A 16,099-nucleotide genomic window follows, 5' to 3' on the forward strand; every position below is an offset into this window, starting at 1 on the left:
CGACAGTCCTCACCCCGATTTGGGCGGCCGGGCGGCGGGGTGGTTGGGTGAGCCCCAACCCCCGAAGAACCAGCTGCTGGAGGAACGCAATGGCGCAGGTCGAGGCCACCACGGAGCGCATCGTCGCGGCGGACGCGGAGACGGTGTTCGACGCCCTCGCCGATTACAGCGGCACGCGCGCGACAGTGATGCCCGAACAGTTCAGCGAGTACGAGGTGCGCGAGGGCGGCGACGGCGAGGGCACCCTCGTCCACTGGAAGCTCCAGGCCACCAGCAAGCGCGTCCGCGACTGCCTCCTCGAGGTCACCGAGCCCACCGACGGCGAGCTCGTCGAGAAGGACCGCAACTCCTCGATGGTCACCACCTGGCGTGTCACCCCCGCCGGTGAGGGCAAGTCGCGGGTCGTCGTCACCACCGTCTGGGACGGCGCCGGCGGCATCGGCGGCTTCTTCGAGCGGACCTTCGCCCCCAAGGGCCTCGCCCGCATCTACGACGCCCTCCTCGACAAGCTCGCCACCGAGCTGGAGAAGTAAGGGACAGCCTCCTGAGGGGCGTTGGCCTGCGGCGTCGCGCCCCTCACCGGTTCGAGTGGATCTCTCTCCCGTACACCGGTACGCCGTAACTCGTCGCGCTTGCTCACAGTTGTCGCCCAAAGCGGGAATTGTGCGGTAGGTGCGGCGAGGGGAGCGGTACATGGGCGGGATCACTCTGGTGCAGGCCGAACCGGCGACCGAGCTCCCGCCACCCCCTCCGGAGTCGGCACAACTCGGCCCGCGCCAGGTGCGGTTGGTGGTCTTCGGGCTTGTGCTCGCACTGCTGCTCGCCGCCCTGGAGCAGATGATCGTCGCCACCGCGCTCCCGAAGATCGTCGGTGAACTGCACGGCCTGGACAAGATGTCCTGGGCGATCACCGCCTATCTGCTCACGGCCACCGTCGGTCTGCCGATCTACGGCAAACTCGGTGATCTCCTCGGCCGCAAGGGCGTCTTCCAGTTCGCGATCGTCGTCTTCGTCGTCGGCTCGGCGCTGGCGGGCCGGTCACAGACCATGGAACAGCTCATCGCCTTCCGCGCCCTCCAGGGCGTCGGCGCGGGCGGGTTGATGATCGGCGTGCAGGCGATCATCGCGGACATCGTGCCCCCGCGCGAACGCGGACGCTTCATGGGCCTGATCGGCGCCTCGTTCGGCCTCGCCTCGGTCGCCGGGCCCCTTCTGGGCGGCTACTTCACCGACCACCTCTCCTGGCGGTGGTGCTTCTGGTTCAACGTGCCGTTCGGTCTGCTGACCCTGGCCGTCGTCACCGCCGTGCTGAAGCTGCCGAAGCCCGCCACCAGGGCCCGGCTCGACCTCCTCGGGGCGCTGCTGCTCGCCGTCGTCTCGACCTGCCTGGTCCTGCTGACCAGTTGGGGCGGCACCGAGTACGCGTGGGACTCGCGCGAGATCCTCGGGCTCGGCGCCGGAGCGGTCACGGCCGGTGTGCTCTTCGTGGTCGCCGAGCACTTCGCGCCCGAACCCCTCATCCCCCTGCGGCTGTTCAGGGACTCCGTCTTCAACGTCAGCGCTCTGGTGGGCCTGGTGATCGGGGTGGCGCTGTTCGGGGCCGCCAGCTATCTGCCGACCTTCCTCCAGATGGTCGACGGTGCCACCGCCACCGAGTCCGGTCTGCTGATGGTGCCCATGATGGCCGGCATCGTCGGCGCGTCGATCGTCTCCGGGCAGCTCATCAGCCACACCGGCCGCTACAAGTTCTGGCCGGTCCTCGGCAGCGCCGTGGCCGCACTCGGCATGTGGCTGCTGTCCCGCCTCGAAGTGGACACGCCCCGGCTGCACTACAGCCTCTGGACGGCCGTACTCGGCGCCGGCATCGGCATGGTGATGCCGGTCCTGGTCCTCGCCGTGCAGAACTCCGCACGCCCCGCCGACCTCGGCACGGCGACCAGCGCCAACAACTACTTCCGGCAGATCGGCGGCAGCGTCGGCGCCGCGATCTTCGGCACCCTCTTCGCCAACCGGCTCGCCGAGTCCCTGCGCGACAGGCTCCCCACGCGCGCGGGTGCCCGGCTGCCCGACCCCGAGTCGATCACCCCGCAGCTCGTCCACACGCTGCCCCCGGCGCTGCGCGACAGCTACATCAGGGCGTACGCCGACGCCATGCCGCGCATCTTCCTGTACCTGGTGCCGGTGCTGGTCCTCGGCCTGCTCGTCGCCTGCTTCCTCAAGGAGAAACCGCTGGTGTCCCACCAGACCGCCCCCGCCGACCTCGACTCCCCGTTCCCCCCGGCCGGCCCGGCGATGTCGCAGGCCCGTGCCCAGTACACCGCCGGAATCCCGGTGTGCGGCACGGTGCAGCACCCGGACGGGACCGTCGTACCGCGCGCCGCGCTCACCCTCATCGACATCACGGGAACACAGATCGGGCGCGGCGCGAGCGCCGAGGACGGGCGGTACGCGCTGTCCACGCCCGGCTCTGGCGCGTACGTCCTGATCGCCGCGGCGGGCGGCCACCAGCCGCAGGCCGTCTCCGTGACCGTGGGCGAGCGGCCCGTCGAGCTGGACCTCGTCCTCGGCGCCGCGGGGCATCTGAAGGGCCGGGTACGGACCGTCGACGGCTCTCCGGTGGCGGACGCCATCGTCACCCTCACCAATGTGCACGGCGAGGTCGTCGCCACCACCCGCAGCGGACCCGAAGGCGGATACGCCATCACCGAACTGGTGGCAGGCGAGTACACCCTCGCCGTCGGCGCTCCCGCGTTCCGCCCGGCCGCGCTCCCCGTCACCGTGAAGCCGTCCAGGGAGACCCGCCAGGACGTCGAACTCGCGGGCGGCGCCGTCCTGAAGGGCACCGTGCGGACGGTCGACGGACGGCCCGTCGAGGACGCGCGCGTGACGTTGCTCGACCTGGCGGGCAACGTGATGAACACGCTCACCACCACGGTCGACGGAACCTTCCGGTTCGTCGACCTGGCCTCCGGCGAGTACACGGTCATCGCCACCGGTTACCCGCCGGTCGCCACCGTGCTCCGGGTGGGCGGTGGCGGCCTGACGGAACGCGACCTCCAACTCGGGTACGTCGACTGACCCGCAGGTCCGGGCTTCGGCGCCGACCGGCCGGCCGGGCCTCGCGGCCGCTCCGGCGCGCGGGGCGTGCGTACGCGCGCCGGAGCGGACCGGCCGAGACCAATTACCGGAATGCCACACATCGCGACGGACCGGCGCCGTACGGTGGTGGCGACGGCACAGATCTTGCGGAGCCGTGGGAAGAAGGGGCCTGCGCCATGGACCGTGGCACCGAGACGGGCGCATCTCCCAGCCGCGGAGCTGGGGAGAACGCGTCGGCGGAGCACGCCACGGCGGGCCGTATCCCGCTGGCCGTGGTGGTCGTCGACCGTGACGGCATGGTCTCGCACTGGAGCCGGGGCGCGCGCCGCCTGTTCGGCGCCTCCAAGGAGGAGGCGCTCGGCCGGCCCGCCGTCGACCTGCTGCCCGTCTCCGGTGCCTTCCCCGACACCGACGACCAGGACACCACGCCGTACGGGGCCTACGGCTCGTACGCGGCCCACGACGGCCTCGGCCCCGACCTGGAGTCCTCGCTCGACGGGCGGCTCGCCTACCGTGCCGCCGGCCGCGCTCGTCTGACGGTGCCCGGGCGCGACGGCGACCGCGTCGACGTGCTGTGGTGGGCCTACCCCCTGGTGGGCCCCGGCCTGGAGCGCCTCCTCGTGCTGGCCGCCGACACCGACGTACTGCGCCAGGAGGACGACGGGGTCGCCGTCGAGCGCATCGCGCCCGGATTCGCCCTGCACACGGACTTCCCCGGCGCCGACGAACTCGCCCGCAGGCTCCCCGAGATCCTGCCCAGCATGAGCGTCGGGGAGAGCGCCCGCATCGTCGCCCAGATCCTCGAACTGGGCTATCCCGTCCTGGAGTTCAGCCAGAACGACCTGGTACCGGTCACCCCCGACTGGGGTGTGCCCCGGCGCGCGGAGCGCAAGGCCCGCCGGGATCGGGCGGCGCGGGCGGTGGCGGCCGGCGAGCCCCTGCCCGAGGACCTCCAGGACGACGTCGAGGACCTCGAACACGCGGCCGTGCGCGAGCGGCTGGAGTTCCTCAACGAGGTCAGCGGACGCATCGGGACCTCGCTCGACCTGTCCCGCACGATCATCGAGGTCAGCAAGGCCGTCGTACCCCGCTTCACGGACGTGGCGGGCACCTATCTGCGCGAACAGGTCGTCGCCGGGGAGGGGTTCCCCGAGGGCGTGCCCGACACGACGACCATGTGGCACCGGGTCGCCCTCGAGCACACCGACGAACCAGGCCGCTGGGACGACGTCGTACCGGTCGGCGAGGCCATGCCGTTCCCGGCGCACACCCCGTTCTTCCAGTGCATGACCAGCGGTCAGCCCGTGCTCGTGCCGCGCATCAGCGAGCAGATGGGGCACATGATCGCCTCGCAGTTCGAGAAGCGTGACATCCGGCCGCTGATCACGGGCCGCTCCATGCTGGTCGTACCGCTGAAGGCGCGCAACGTCGTCCTCGGCTTCATGATCCTGCTGCGCCACCCGGAGCGCGTCGAGTTCAACGACATGGACCGGGTCACCGGCGCCGAACTCGCCGCCCGCGCAGGCCTCGTGCTCGACAACGCGCGCATGTACACCTACCAGGAGAGCGTCGCCGAGACCCTCCAGGACAGCATGCTGCCGCAGATCCCGCCGCGCATGGCGGGCTGCGACATCGCCACCCGCTATCTCCCCGGCACGCTGCTCGGCCGCGTCGGCGGCGACTGGTTCGACTCCGTGAAACTGCCCGGCGCCCGCACCGCCCTCGTCGTCGGCGACGTCATGGGGCACGGCCTCAACTCGGCAGCGATGATGGGCCAGTTGCGTACGGCCGTCCAGACCATGGCCGCCCTCGACCTGCCGCCCGCCCAGCTTCTGCGCAACCTCGACGACCTCGCCCAGCGACTCGGCGACACCTATCTCGCGACCTGCCTGTACGCCGTCTACGACCCGATCGCGAGCGAACTGCACATCGCCAACGCGGGCCACATCCCGCCCGTGCTGGTCCGCGCGGAGGACGGCCGGAGCGAGCTGCTCGACCTGCCCACCGGTGCGCCCATCGGCGTCGGCGGAGTGCCCTTCGAGGCGGTACGCGTGCGCGTGGAGCCCGGCGACCGGCTCGTGATGTGCACCGACGGCCTGGTCGAGGTGCGCGGTGAGGACATCGGCGTGGGCCTGGCGACCCTCTGCGAGTCCGCCGCCCACCCGGCCGCCTCCATGGACGACGCGTGCGACACGATCATCCGCGCCCTCAACACACGCGGGGGCCGCAAGGACGATGTGGCGCTGCTGCTGGCCCGCCTCAACGGCATCGAACCGGACGACGTCGCCGAATGGCGGCTCGCCCTCGACCCGGCCGAGGTGGGCCGGGCCCGTGCCGTGGTCCGCGAACAGCTCCACGAGTGGGGCCTGGCGCGGCTGGTGGACAGCGCCGTGCTGCTGGTCGACGAACTCGTCACCAACGCCGTACGGCACTCGCACGGGCGTCCGGTCGAGGTGCGGCTGGTGCGCGGCGAGACGCTGCTGTGCGAGGTGGACGACGACGACCACACCCTGCCCACGCTGCTCGACGCCGAGCCCATGGCCGAGTCCGGTCGCGGGCTGCGGGTGGTGAGCACGCTGGCCAGGGAGTGGGGGACCAGCCGTACGGGCGCGGGCAAGACCGTCTGGTTCGAACTCACGCTGCCACGCAGACGCTGACCTTCCGGCCACGACGGCCGGTGGCGCCGCGCCCGTCGCGGTCGGCGCCCTGTGCTTGGATTGATGGTGCCGCGGGGCCGGGGAGGCGTGTGAGGCGCACACCGGCGTACACCTCTCGAACGCGCCGTGCAGGTATGCGCGGCGCGCTTGTCGGCGTAACCGGGGCGCGGTAGACCGAACTGGCCCGTCACCTCGGACGGGCAGCCGTCGCACCCTGGGGAGTTGGGTATGAGCGTGACGAGTCGATACCGGGAGGCCTGGGAGGGCTTCTGGCGCGAGGCCCCCGACGGGCAGGGCGCCGTCTTCTGGGACTCGGAGCCGATGCTGACGGCCGGCCTGCACCTCGCCGTGTACGAACCGCACCTCGCGGACTTCGAGTTGCCCCTGCTGGACCTCGGCTGCGGCAACGGCACCCAGACCCGCTTCCTCACCGACCGGTTCACCCGGGTCGTCGGCGCAGACCTCTCGCCCGCGGCACTCGAGCGTGCCCGGCGCGCCGACCCGGAGGGCGCGGCCGAGTACGAACTGCTCGACTGCGCCGAGAAGTCCGAGGTCGACGCACTGCACGCGAAGCTCGGCGACACCAACGTGTACATGCGCGGGGTGCTCCACCAGTGCGACGCCGACGACCGGCAGACCCTCGTCGACGGCGTCGCCACGCTCATCGGGCGGAGTGGCCGGGCCTTCCTGGTCGAACTGTCGCAGGACGCGCGCCCCATCCTGATGGGCCTCGCCCAGAGCTCCGAGGGCCCGCCGCCGAAACTGCGCCCGATCCTCGAGCACGGCATCGCACCCGGCGAGGTGGCGGACTCCGCGGTGCCCGTGTACCTGGGCGCGGCGGGCCTGGAGGTCCTCGGCAGCGGCGAACTCCCGCTCACCACGACGGAGTACACGGCGGAAGGCACCCGCATCGTGCTGCCCTCGAAATGGGTCGTCGTGGCGCAACAGCGCTGAGCACCACGGCGGCCGGGGACGCGACGCCGGTGGCCGCCGTGACCAACTCGAAATGTGGAGAACTGGTGCAGGATTGACGGGAGTCGCTCGGCGTGGCGAGAATGCGGATCACTTCGCTGCGCCTGGAGCGAGTGAAGTGACACGAGTGACTTGGTCGCGCGCGCTTCGTGTGTCCGCCCGCGCCGGTCTCCCGCATTCGACACACCTCCCACACATTTCGAACCACAGAGGCTTATTTTGTCGCGTTCGCACCAGCCCAGAACCCTGACTGTCCTCGCCGCGACCGCGTTCGCCGCCGCCGCCCTCCCCGTCCTCGGGGCGGGCACGGCGAGCGCGACCACCCGCGCCTGCCAGTCCGCCACCGTCCAGTACCGCATCGCCGGCGGCGACTGGACCTCGCAGGGCGGGTTCCACGCCTGGGCCAGCGCTCCCGGCGCCGTCGAGGTGCGGCTGGCCCCCGGCCAGAACGTCGGGGAGGGCTGCAAGTACCCCGTGTCCCTGGCCGAGTACACGACCGAGGGCCCGGACTGGAACACCTCCGGTTTCCAGACCCTGGTCGACAAGGACACCGTCTACCTCACCTCCGCCGACGTGGCCGACGCCGGTGGCGCCGAGCGCGACTGGCAGAAGCTGAGCGTCAAGTCCCCCGACTGCTACGGGCAGATCGACCTCTACGGCGACGACATCACGTACGACGGCCAGACCGGGGAGGGCCACGGACCCGCCCCCTACAAGCCCGGCAACGTGGTCACCCCGTACCACCTCATAGCCGCCTGGAACGGTGGCGACAAGGCGTGCGAGACCGGCGCCTCCGAGCCGCCCGCCCCCACCCCGTCGGAGCCGGCGCCGAGCACCCCGGCCACACCGACCACGCCCGCGACTCCCACCACCCCCGCGGGCAGCGAGCCGCCCGCCGAGGAGTCCACCCCGCCGACCACCCCCGACACCTCCACCACCCCGCCCACCACCCCGGACGTGCCCCCGGCGGAGTCGACGCCGCCCAGCACGCCTCCCACCGCCCCGGAGCCCACGCCCAGCGAGAGCACCCCGCCGCTGGCCGAGACCGGCGCCGGCGCGCCCGTCGGGACGATCGCCGGTGCCGCGGCCGTGGTCGTCGCCCTCGGCGCCGGAGCCCTCTTCCTGGCCCGCCGCGCCCGCCGCTCCTGACCAGGAGCCCGCGGAACGCGGTCGTTTGGTAACACGACAGCCTCTCCGACAGCCCCGTCTCCGCAGGGAGGCGGGGCTGTCGCCGCTCACGTGGCGGGCGAGCGTGAGGCGGTGCTTCCTGGCCGGGACCCGGCCCGGCGCGTAACGTTCGGACAGCGAGCCGCTGACCTGCGACGGGACTGTCTCACATGAAGATCCTCATCAGCGCCGACATGGAGGGCGCCACCGGCGTCACCTGGCCGGCCGATGTACTGCCGGGCACCCCGCAGTGGGAGCGCTGCCGTTCGATGTTCACCTCGGACGTCAACGCCGCCGTCCTCGGGTTGTTCGACGGCGGCGCCGACGAGGTGCTGGTCAACGAGGCCCACTGGACCATGCGCAACCTGCTCCTCGAACGACTGGACGAGCGGGTGGAGATGCTCACCGGGCGCCACAAGTCGCTGTCCATGGTGGAGGGCGTGCAGCACGGCGACATCGACGGCATCGCCTTCGTCGGCTACCACGCGGGCGCCGGCATGGAGGGCGTCCTCGCCCACACCTACCTCGCCAACTCCATCACCGGCGTGTGGGTGAACGACGTACGGGCCAGCGAAGGGCTCCTCAACTCCCATGTGGTCGCCGAGTACGGGGTTCCCGTCATCCTTGTCACCGGGGACGACCTCGCCTGCGAGGACGCGCTCGGGTACGCGCCCGAGGCGCTGAAGGTCGCCGTCAAGGACCATGTCTCCCGGTATGCGGCCGTGTGCCGGACGCCCGCCAGGACTGCCGCCGACATCCGGGCCGCCGCGAAGGAGGCCGCCGCACTCGCCGTACGGCACGAGCCCGTGGCCGGCGGGCCGTTCACCGTCGCCCTGGAGTTCGACGCCGAGCACCTCGCCATGGCCGCCACCGTCGTGCCCGGTGTCGCGCGGATCGGGGAACGGAAGGTGGCGTACACCAGCGGCACAATGTACGAGGGCATTCGTACCTTCAAGGCGGTCACGACGATCGTCTCGGCCGCGGTGGAGGAGCAGTATGGCTGAGCAGCAGGCGCTCGACGAGGTGGTGTCGTTCACCTCCGATCTCATCCGGATCGACACCACCAACAACGGCGGCGGCGACTGTCAGGAGCGGCCCGCCGCCGAGTACGCCGCCGCACTGCTCGCGGAGACCGGCCTCGAACCCACGCTCCTCGAGCGGACCAAGGGGCGCACCAACGTCGTCGCCCGGATCGAGGGCACCGACCCGTCCGCCGACGCGCTGCTCCTGCACGGGCATCTCGACGTCGTGCCCGCCCGGGCCGACGACTGGAGGGTGCACCCCTTCTCCGGGGAAATCCGCGACGGTGTCGTCTGGGGACGGGGCGCCGTCGACATGAAGAACATGGACGCGATGATCCTCGCCGTCGTCCGCGACTGGGCCCGCCAGGGCGTGCGGCCCCGGCGGGACATCGTCGTCGCGTTCACCGCCGACGAGGAGGACAGCGCCCAGGACGGCTCCGAGTTCCTGGCCGCCGAGCACCCCGGGCTGTTCGAGGGATGCACCGAAGGGATCGGCGAGTCCGGGGCGTTCACCTTCCACGACGGCACCGGCCGGCAGCTGTACCCCGTCGCGGCAGGCGAACGCGGCACCGCCTGGCTCAAGTTGACCGCCAGGGGACGCGCCGGACACGGCTCGAAGGTCAACCACAGCAACGCCGTCACCCACCTCGCCGCCGCCGTCGCCCGCATCGGCGCGTACGAGTGGCCACTGCGCCTCACCCCGACCGTCGAGGCCGCTCTCACCCAACTCGCCGCCCTGTACGGCCTCGTACCGGACCTGGACGACGTCGACGGCCTCCTCACCAAGCTCGGACCCGCCGCCCGGCTCGTCGAGGCGACCGTCCGCAACAGCGCCAACCCGACCATGCTGAACGCCGGTTACAAGGTCAACGTGATTCCCGGCGAGGCTGTCGCCTACGTCGACGGGCGCTTCCTGCACGGTTGCGAGGACGAGTTCCGCACGACCCTCGACGAACTCACCGGCCCCGACGTCACCTGGGAGTTCCACCATCGCTCGGTGGCCCTGCAGGCGTCCGTGGACTCACCCACGTACGCCCGGATGCGCGCCGCCGTCGAGGAGTTCGCGCCCGAGGGGCACGTGGTGCCGTACTGCATGTCCGGTGGCACCGACGCCAAGCAGTTCTCGCGGCTCGGTATCACCGGGTACGGATTCGCGCCGCTGCGGCTGCCCGAGAACCTCGACTACCAGGCACTCTTCCACGGTGTCGACGAGCGCGTCCCGGTCGAGGCGCTGCACTTCGGTGTGCGGGTACTCGACCGGTTCCTGCGGACGGCCTAGGGGAGTGGGGAAGACAGTGCAGACACTGCCGTACGGTGCATGGCTCTCGCCCATCGGCGCGGAACTCGCCGCCGAGCACGACGGGTCGCCCGAGTACGTGGGCTTCGTCGGCGACGAGGCCTGGTGGACGGAACCCCGGCCCACCGAGGGCGGCCGGCGCACCCTCGTACGACGGCGCGCCGACGGCTCCCAGGAGTCGGTCCTGGACGCCCCGTGGAACGTGCGCAGCCGGGTCATGGAGTACGGCGGCCACCCGTGGACCGGTGCTCCTGGTGACGACGGTCCGCTGGTCGTCTTCGTCAACTTCGCCGACCAGCGGCTGTACTGCCTGACGGAGGGCCAGGAACCGCGCCCGCTCACGCCGTTGTCCCCGGTCGGCGGCGGACTGCGGTGGGTGGAGCCGCAGTTGCGGCTCGAGCTGGACGAAGTGTGGTGTGTGCTGGAGGAGTTCACCGGCGAAGGACCCACCGAGGTGCGCCGTGTGCTCGCCGCCGTACCGCTCGACGGATCGGCGGCCAGGGACCGGGGCGCCGTACGCGAACTCACCGACGGCAGGCACCGGTTCGTCACCGGACCCCGGATCTCGCCCGACGGGCGGCGCGCGGCCTGGCTCGCCTGGGACCATCCGCGGATGCCCTGGGACGGGACCGAACTGGTGGTCGCGGAGGTCGGCGGCGACGGCACGCTGACCGGCGCCCGCACGGTCGCCGGAGGACCCGAGGAGTCGATTGCACAGGCCGACTGGGCGCACGACGGCGCGCTGCTGTACTCCAGCGACCGCTCCGGCTGGTGGAACCTCTACCGCGACGACGTGCCCGTGTGCCCCCGGCCGGAGGAGTTCGGCGGGGCGCTGTGGAAGGTCGGCCAGCGCTGGTTCGCGCCGCTGGAGGGCGGCCTCGTCGCGGTCGTGCACGGGCGCGGGGCGACCGCCCTCGGAGTACTGGACCCCGAGACAGGCGACGTCGTCGACGCGGCCGGCCCCTGGACCGAGTTCGCGGCCACCCTCGCCGTACAGGGGGAGCGGATCGTCGCCGTCGGGGCCAGCCCGCGCAGCGCCTACGAGGTCGTCGAACTGGACACCCGTACGGGCCACGCCCGGGTCATCGGCGCCGCCCACCAGGACCCGGTCGACCCCGTGCACTATCCCGAACCGCAGATCCGCACCTTCACCGGCCCGGAGGGCCGGGACATCCACGCGCACATCTATCCGCCGCACCACCCCGGGTACACGGCACCCGGGGACGAGCTGCCCCCGTACGTCGTGTGGGCACACGGCGGGCCGACCGGGCGGGCGCCCCTCGTGCTCGACCTGGAGATCGCCTACTTCACCTCCCGGGGCATCGGCGTCGCCGAGGTCAACTACGGCGGGTCGACCGGGTACGGGCGCGAGTACCGCGACCGGCTGCGCGAGCAGTGGGGCGTCGTCGACGTCGAGGACTGCGCGGCCGTCGCGCTCGCCCTCGCCGACGAGGGCACCGCCGACCGCGCCCGGCTCGCCGTCCGGGGCGGCAGCGCGGGCGGCTGGACCGCGGCGGCCTCCCTCACCGGCACCGACGTCTACGCCTGCGGCACGATCCTCTACCCCATCCTCGACCTGGCCGGCTGGGGCTCCGGGGAGACCCACGACTTCGAGTCGCAGTATCTGGAGTCCCTGGTCGGCCCGCTGGCCGAGGTCCCGGGCCGCTATCTGGAACGCTCGCCCGCCGAGCACGCCGCCGACATCACCGCGCCCTTCCTGCTGCTCCAGGGGCTGGACGACGTCATCTGCCCGCCGGTGCAGTGCGAACGCTTCCTCGCCCGGCTCGCGGCGGAGGGGCGGCGTGTGCCGCACCGGTACATCGCGTTCGAGGGCGAGGGGCACGGATTCCGGCGCGCGGAGACGACCGTACGCGTCCTGGAGTCCGAACTCTCCCTGTACGCCCAGGTCTTCGGGCTCACCCCGCCCGGCATCCCGACCCTGGAGCTCGTCAAGTGAATGGCCGATGAAAGGCCAAGTGAAGCCACTGGTAAGACCGTCGAGGCTCGCGCCCGGCGCTCGGGTGGCCGTCGTCGCCTCCAGCGGGCCCGTCCGCGAGGAGCGCCTGCAGGCCGGGATCGACATCCTTCGTGGCTGGGACCTCGACCCCGTCGTGGCACCCCATGTCCTGGACCGACACGGGGAGTTCGACTACCTCGCGGGTACGGACGCCGACCGGGCCGCCGACTTCCAGGCCGCCTGGTGCGACCCCGCCGTGGACGCGGTGCTGTGCGCCCGGGGCGGCTACGGCGCACAGCGCATGGTCGACCTCCTCGACTGGCACGCGCTGCGCGCGGCCGGGCCCAAGGTGCTCGTCGGCTACAGCGATGTCACCGCGCTGCACGAGGCGTTCGCGGTCCGCCTGGGACTCGTCACACTCCACGGGCCGATGGTGTCGGCCGTCGACTTCCTCAAGAACGCGCGGGCGCAGGACCATCTGCGGGCCACGCTGTTCGACCCGGAGTCGGTACGGGTCGTCGAGGCGGCGGCCGGTTCGGTGCTGGTGCCCGGGCGGGCCCGGGGCGTCACCCTCGGCGGCTGTCTGGCCATACTCGCCACCGAACTGGGCACCCCGCGCGCCCGGCCCGGTGCGCGCGGCGGGCTGCTCATGATCGAGGACGTGGGTGAGAGCCCGTACCGGATCGACCGGGCCCTCACCCAGCTGCTGCGCACCGGCTGGCTCGACGGTGTCGCCGGGATCGCGCTCGGCTCGTGGGAGCGGTGCGGTCCGTACGAGGAGCTGCGGGCCGTGTTCACCGACCGGCTCGGCGGGCTCGGGGTACCGGTGGTGGAGGAGTTCGGGTTCGGGCACTGCGCCGGGGCGCTGACGATCCCGGTCGGCGTGGCCGCCGAGCTGGACGCGGACAGGGGGACACTGACGCTGGAGGAACCGGCGCTGCGGTGAGGGGCTGCTGCGCAGGGCTGGGGTGAGGGGTTGTGGTGCTGGGGGGTGCGGTGAGGTGCTGGGGTGAGGGGTTGTGGTGCTGGGGGGTGCGGTGAGGGGCTGTGGTGAGGGGTTGTGGTGCTGGGGGGTGCGGTGAGGGGCTGTGGTGCTGGGGGTGCGGTGAGGCGCTGCGGTGCCGGGGTTGCGGTGTCGGGGTGCGGTGAGGCGCTGCGGTGTCGGGGTGCGGCGAGGCGCCGCGGTGCCGGGGTTGCGGGTCGGTCTCGAGGCCGGTCACCCGTCCGGCCTACCTGCGGGTGCGCGGGAAGTGCCGCAGCGGCCCATGCTGGCCTCATGAGCCCGAAGACCTACGAGAGCGGTGGCAAGGCCGGTGGCAGGGCCGGGGGTGCGCGAGGGCCGCTGACGCCCACCCGGGTCGCCGTCGGGGCGCTCGCCCTGCTCGCCCTGATCTTCATCTTCGAGAACACCCGCGCCACCAAGATCCGGCTGCTGATCCCCGAGGTGACCATGCCGCTGTGGATGGCGCTGCTCGCCACCGCCGCCATCGGCGCCCTATGCGGGGCCTACTTCATGCGGCGCCGCAGGTGAACAGGGTCCGCGCGTAAGGTGACCGAGTGGCTGAGCACCGTGAATACCTCGCTGAAGGACCCCGCGTGGGCATACGCCCGTTCACCTACGAGGACGGCGACGAGTTCATCGCCCGGGTACGGGAGAGCAAGGACCTGCACCACCCCTGGCTGGCTCCGCCGGCGAGTCCCGACGCGTACGCCCTGTACGCCGGGCGGCTGATCGAGGATCCGACGAAGGCCGGGTTCCTGGTGTGCGAGAAGGACGACGGGGGTGCCGTCGCCGGGTTCATCAACATCAACAACATCGTCCAGGGCGGCTTTCTGTGCGGAGCGCTCGGGTACGGGGCCTTCGCGCACGCGGCGGGGCGGGGGCTGATGGGCGAAGGGCTCGATCTTGTCGTGCGGTACGCCTTCGGGCCGTCGCTGCGGTTGCATCGGCTGGAGATCAATGTGCAGCCCGGCAACACGGCGTCTGTTGCTCTCGCGCGGCGGGGTGGGTTTCGGCTGGAGGGGTTTTCGCCGGACTTTCTTTATATCGATGGTGCTTGGCGGGACCATGAGCGGTGGGCGATCACTTCGGACATGGTCAAAAGGTGACGTCTGCTGAGAGTTTTGTCTGCGGGTGCGTGGTGGCTGGTCGCGCAGTTCCCCGCGCCCCTGAAGGGGCGCTGCGTCAAGGGACCGGCCTGGGGTACTCGGGGTTCATGGACCGCATCGATCACCTGGAACATCTCGACAAGCATCTGGTCGACGAGCTTGCGCAGGTGGCCCGCGAGGCCGTGCGTGACGAACTGCGTGACCAGACCCGTAAACAGCGCCGTACCGCCGCGCTCTACGCCACATCGGGCGCCGTCGCCCTGTACGCGGGCGCGGCCCTCGCGCTCACCCTGGGACTGGCATTGGCGGAAGGGCTGCCGGACTGGGCCGCCGCACTCATCACCGCGGCGATTCTCGGCGCGCTGGCCTACGCCCTGCGCAACATGGCCCGCCCTGGACCGTCGCGCACGCATCCCCCGGCCGGCAGCGTCGGCGCGGCGGGGGACCCGGAGCCCGGGGGCGGGCACCACGTGCCCGTTCCGCCCGTCCCCCCGGTCGCGCCCGGCGGGCCCGCGCCGAACATGGCCCCGCCGGTGACGCCGCGCTGGGACGACAACGATCCTGAGGGGCCGCACCACAGGGCCTGAGACCGGATGGAAACGTGAGTGGGCCGCCGACCCGACCGGGTCGGCGGCCCACTCGGGTTCGAGGGTGAACTGTCAACGGCCCGTCAGCTGAGGCAGCACCTTCGTGCGGTAGAAGTCGAAGAACCCGCGCTGGTCCGGGCCGATCTGGCTGACGTAGATCCGGTCGAAGCCCGCGTCGGCGAACGCGGACAGCTCCGCGACGTGTTCGTCCACGTCGGGGCCGCAGACCGTGTTCTCGCTCACCATCGACTCGGTGACCAGCGGCTCCAGTTGCTCGAAGTGACGCGGTGTGGGGAGGATCTGGCCCATCTCGCCGGGCAGCAGCTGGTTGGACCACAGCTTGTGCACCGTACGGACGGCCTCCTCGCGGTCGGCGCCGAAGCAGACCTTCGTACCGCCGCTGACGAGTCCCGAGCCCCCGCCGCCCTTGCGGAACTGGGTGGTGAGGTCCTCGTCGGGGCCCATCGTGATGTAGCCGTCGCCCACGCGGGCGGCGAGCACGGTCGCCTGGGGGCCGAAGCCGGAGACGTCGATCGGGACGGGCTCGTCGGGGACGGTGTAGAGGCGGGCGTTCTCGACGGTGTAGTGGGGGCCGTGATGGTCGACCTCCTCGCCGGTGAAGAGACGGCGCATCACCTGGATGGCCTCCTCCAGCATCTCCAGGCGGATGGGCGCGGGCGGCCACCGGTCGCCGAAGATGCGTTCGTTGAGGGCCTCGCCGGAGCCCACGCCGAGCCGGAACCGGCCGTCCGTCTGCACCGCGCTCGTCGCCGCCGCCTGCGCCACCACCGCCGGGTGCATCCGTACGGTCGGGCAGGTCACGGCCGTCTCGATGGGCAGCGACACCGCCTGCGACAGCGCGCCGATCACGGACCACACGAAGGGGCTCTGGCCCTGGGCGTCGTTCCACGGGTGATAGTGGTCCGAGATCCACAGCGCCTGGAAACCGGCCTGTTCCGCCTGCCTCGCCTGCTCGACGAGGTCCGCCGGACCGAATTCCTCGCACGCGAGGAAGTAGCCGTATTCGGGCATGGGGTTGCACCTCCGGAAAAAAGAGCGGGTCGGGGTCCGCTCCGGGTACCCAGCGCGCGGCGGGGAAACCGGCACGGGGACGGCAGGTCCGGCGGTTGGGCCGAACCACCCCGCGCGGGACGTTTGGGGGCCCTGACCAGGGGGACGCGGAAAGTTCCGTACGGGCGCCACGACGGTGTTCGTACGGATGACCGAAGGCT

At 71.8% G+C, this 16,099-nt stretch carries 13 protein-coding genes; 12 read left to right on the forward strand and 1 reads right to left on the reverse strand.

Annotated features, from left to right (window positions below):
* The first annotated feature begins 89 nt into the window (after positions 1–89).
* The 12 genes from PV396_RS05155 to PV396_RS05210 all read left to right on the forward strand — a co-directional run bounded on the left by PV396_RS05155 (position 90) and on the right by PV396_RS05210 (position 14,867).
* Positions 90–533 (forward strand): SRPBCC family protein, encoded by a 444-nt coding sequence (locus PV396_RS05155; RefSeq protein ID WP_319200845.1) that lies wholly within the window; start codon positions 90–92, stop codon positions 531–533.
* A gap of 160 nt (positions 534–693) precedes the next feature.
* On the forward strand, positions 694–3,078 hold the full coding sequence (locus PV396_RS05160; protein WP_319200847.1) for an MFS transporter: 2,385 nt from the start codon (positions 694–696) through the stop codon (positions 3,076–3,078).
* A 197-nt stretch (positions 3,079–3,275) separates the two neighbouring features.
* Positions 3,276–5,756 (forward strand): SpoIIE family protein phosphatase, encoded by a 2,481-nt coding sequence (locus tag PV396_RS05165; protein ID WP_319200849.1) that lies wholly within the window; start codon positions 3,276–3,278, stop codon positions 5,754–5,756.
* Positions 5,757–5,984: 228 nt separating this feature from the next.
* The gene (locus PV396_RS05170; RefSeq protein WP_319200851.1) at positions 5,985–6,710 is read left to right on the forward strand and encodes a class I SAM-dependent methyltransferase; all 726 of its coding nucleotides are present in this window, start codon (positions 5,985–5,987) and stop codon (positions 6,708–6,710) included.
* A gap of 237 nt (positions 6,711–6,947) precedes the next feature.
* The gene (locus tag PV396_RS05175; protein ID WP_319200853.1) at positions 6,948–7,877 is read left to right on the forward strand and encodes a hypothetical protein; all 930 of its coding nucleotides are present in this window, start codon (positions 6,948–6,950) and stop codon (positions 7,875–7,877) included.
* 188 nt (positions 7,878–8,065) lie between these two features.
* Entirely contained in the window at positions 8,066–8,899 is an 834-nt protein-coding gene (locus PV396_RS05180) for a M55 family metallopeptidase (protein WP_319200855.1), read from the forward strand.
* Entirely contained in the window at positions 8,892–10,196 is a 1,305-nt protein-coding gene (locus PV396_RS05185; protein WP_319200857.1) for a M20/M25/M40 family metallo-hydrolase, read from the forward strand. Before PV396_RS05180 ends, PV396_RS05185 begins: the two co-directional genes overlap by 8 nt.
* A 16-nt stretch (positions 10,197–10,212) precedes the next feature.
* Positions 10,213–12,171, forward strand: coding sequence for a prolyl oligopeptidase family serine peptidase (locus PV396_RS05190; RefSeq protein WP_319200859.1), 1,959 nt, complete (start codon positions 10,213–10,215; stop codon positions 12,169–12,171).
* A gap of 19 nt (positions 12,172–12,190) precedes the next feature.
* On the forward strand, positions 12,191–13,117 hold the full coding sequence (locus tag PV396_RS05195) for an LD-carboxypeptidase (protein WP_319200861.1): 927 nt from the start codon (positions 12,191–12,193) through the stop codon (positions 13,115–13,117).
* A gap of 330 nt (positions 13,118–13,447) precedes the next feature.
* Positions 13,448–13,702 (forward strand): LapA family protein, encoded by a 255-nt coding sequence (locus tag PV396_RS05200; protein WP_319200863.1) that lies wholly within the window; start codon positions 13,448–13,450, stop codon positions 13,700–13,702.
* A gap of 26 nt (positions 13,703–13,728) precedes the next feature.
* Entirely contained in the window at positions 13,729–14,280 is a 552-nt protein-coding gene (locus tag PV396_RS05205) for a GNAT family protein (protein ID WP_319200865.1), read from the forward strand.
* Positions 14,281–14,387: 107 nt separating this feature from the next.
* Positions 14,388–14,867, forward strand: coding sequence for a phage holin family protein (locus PV396_RS05210; protein WP_319200867.1), 480 nt, complete (start codon positions 14,388–14,390; stop codon positions 14,865–14,867).
* A 72-nt stretch (positions 14,868–14,939) separates the two neighbouring features.
* Here the strand turns inward: PV396_RS05210 and PV396_RS05215 are convergent, their stop codons facing one another.
* Complete coding sequence (locus PV396_RS05215) at positions 14,940–15,899, reverse strand: TIGR03557 family F420-dependent LLM class oxidoreductase (protein WP_319200869.1); 960 nt, start codon at positions 15,897–15,899, stop codon at positions 14,940–14,942.
* Positions 15,900–16,099: the final 200 nt, after the last annotated feature.

The sequence above is a fragment of the Streptomyces sp. ME02-8801-2C genome, assembly GCF_033793965.1.
Taxonomy (GTDB): Bacteria; Actinomycetota; Actinomycetes; order Streptomycetales; family Streptomycetaceae; genus Streptomyces.

Bases quoted from the DNA above. Each gene is read 5' to 3' on its own strand.
- PV396_RS05200 (WP_319200863.1), top strand. From the start codon at position 13,448: ATGAGCCCGAAGACCTACGAGAGCGGTGGCAAGGCCGGTGGCAGGGCC.
- PV396_RS05165 (WP_319200849.1), top strand. From the start codon at position 3,276: ATGGACCGTGGCACCGAGACGGGCGCATCTCCCAGCCGCGGAGCTGGG.
- PV396_RS05210 (WP_319200867.1), top strand. From the start codon at position 14,388: ATGGACCGCATCGATCACCTGGAACATCTCGACAAGCATCTGGTCGAC.
- PV396_RS05155 (WP_319200845.1), top strand. From the start codon at position 90: ATGGCGCAGGTCGAGGCCACCACGGAGCGCATCGTCGCGGCGGACGCG.
- PV396_RS05160 (WP_319200847.1), top strand. From the start codon at position 694: ATGGGCGGGATCACTCTGGTGCAGGCCGAACCGGCGACCGAGCTCCCG.
- PV396_RS05215 (WP_319200869.1), bottom strand. From the start codon at position 15,899: ATGCCCGAATACGGCTACTTCCTCGCGTGCGAGGAATTCGGTCCGGCG.
- PV396_RS05185 (WP_319200857.1), top strand. From the start codon at position 8,892: ATGGCTGAGCAGCAGGCGCTCGACGAGGTGGTGTCGTTCACCTCCGAT.
- PV396_RS05180 (WP_319200855.1), top strand. From the start codon at position 8,066: ATGAAGATCCTCATCAGCGCCGACATGGAGGGCGCCACCGGCGTCACC.
- PV396_RS05170 (WP_319200851.1), top strand. From the start codon at position 5,985: ATGAGCGTGACGAGTCGATACCGGGAGGCCTGGGAGGGCTTCTGGCGC.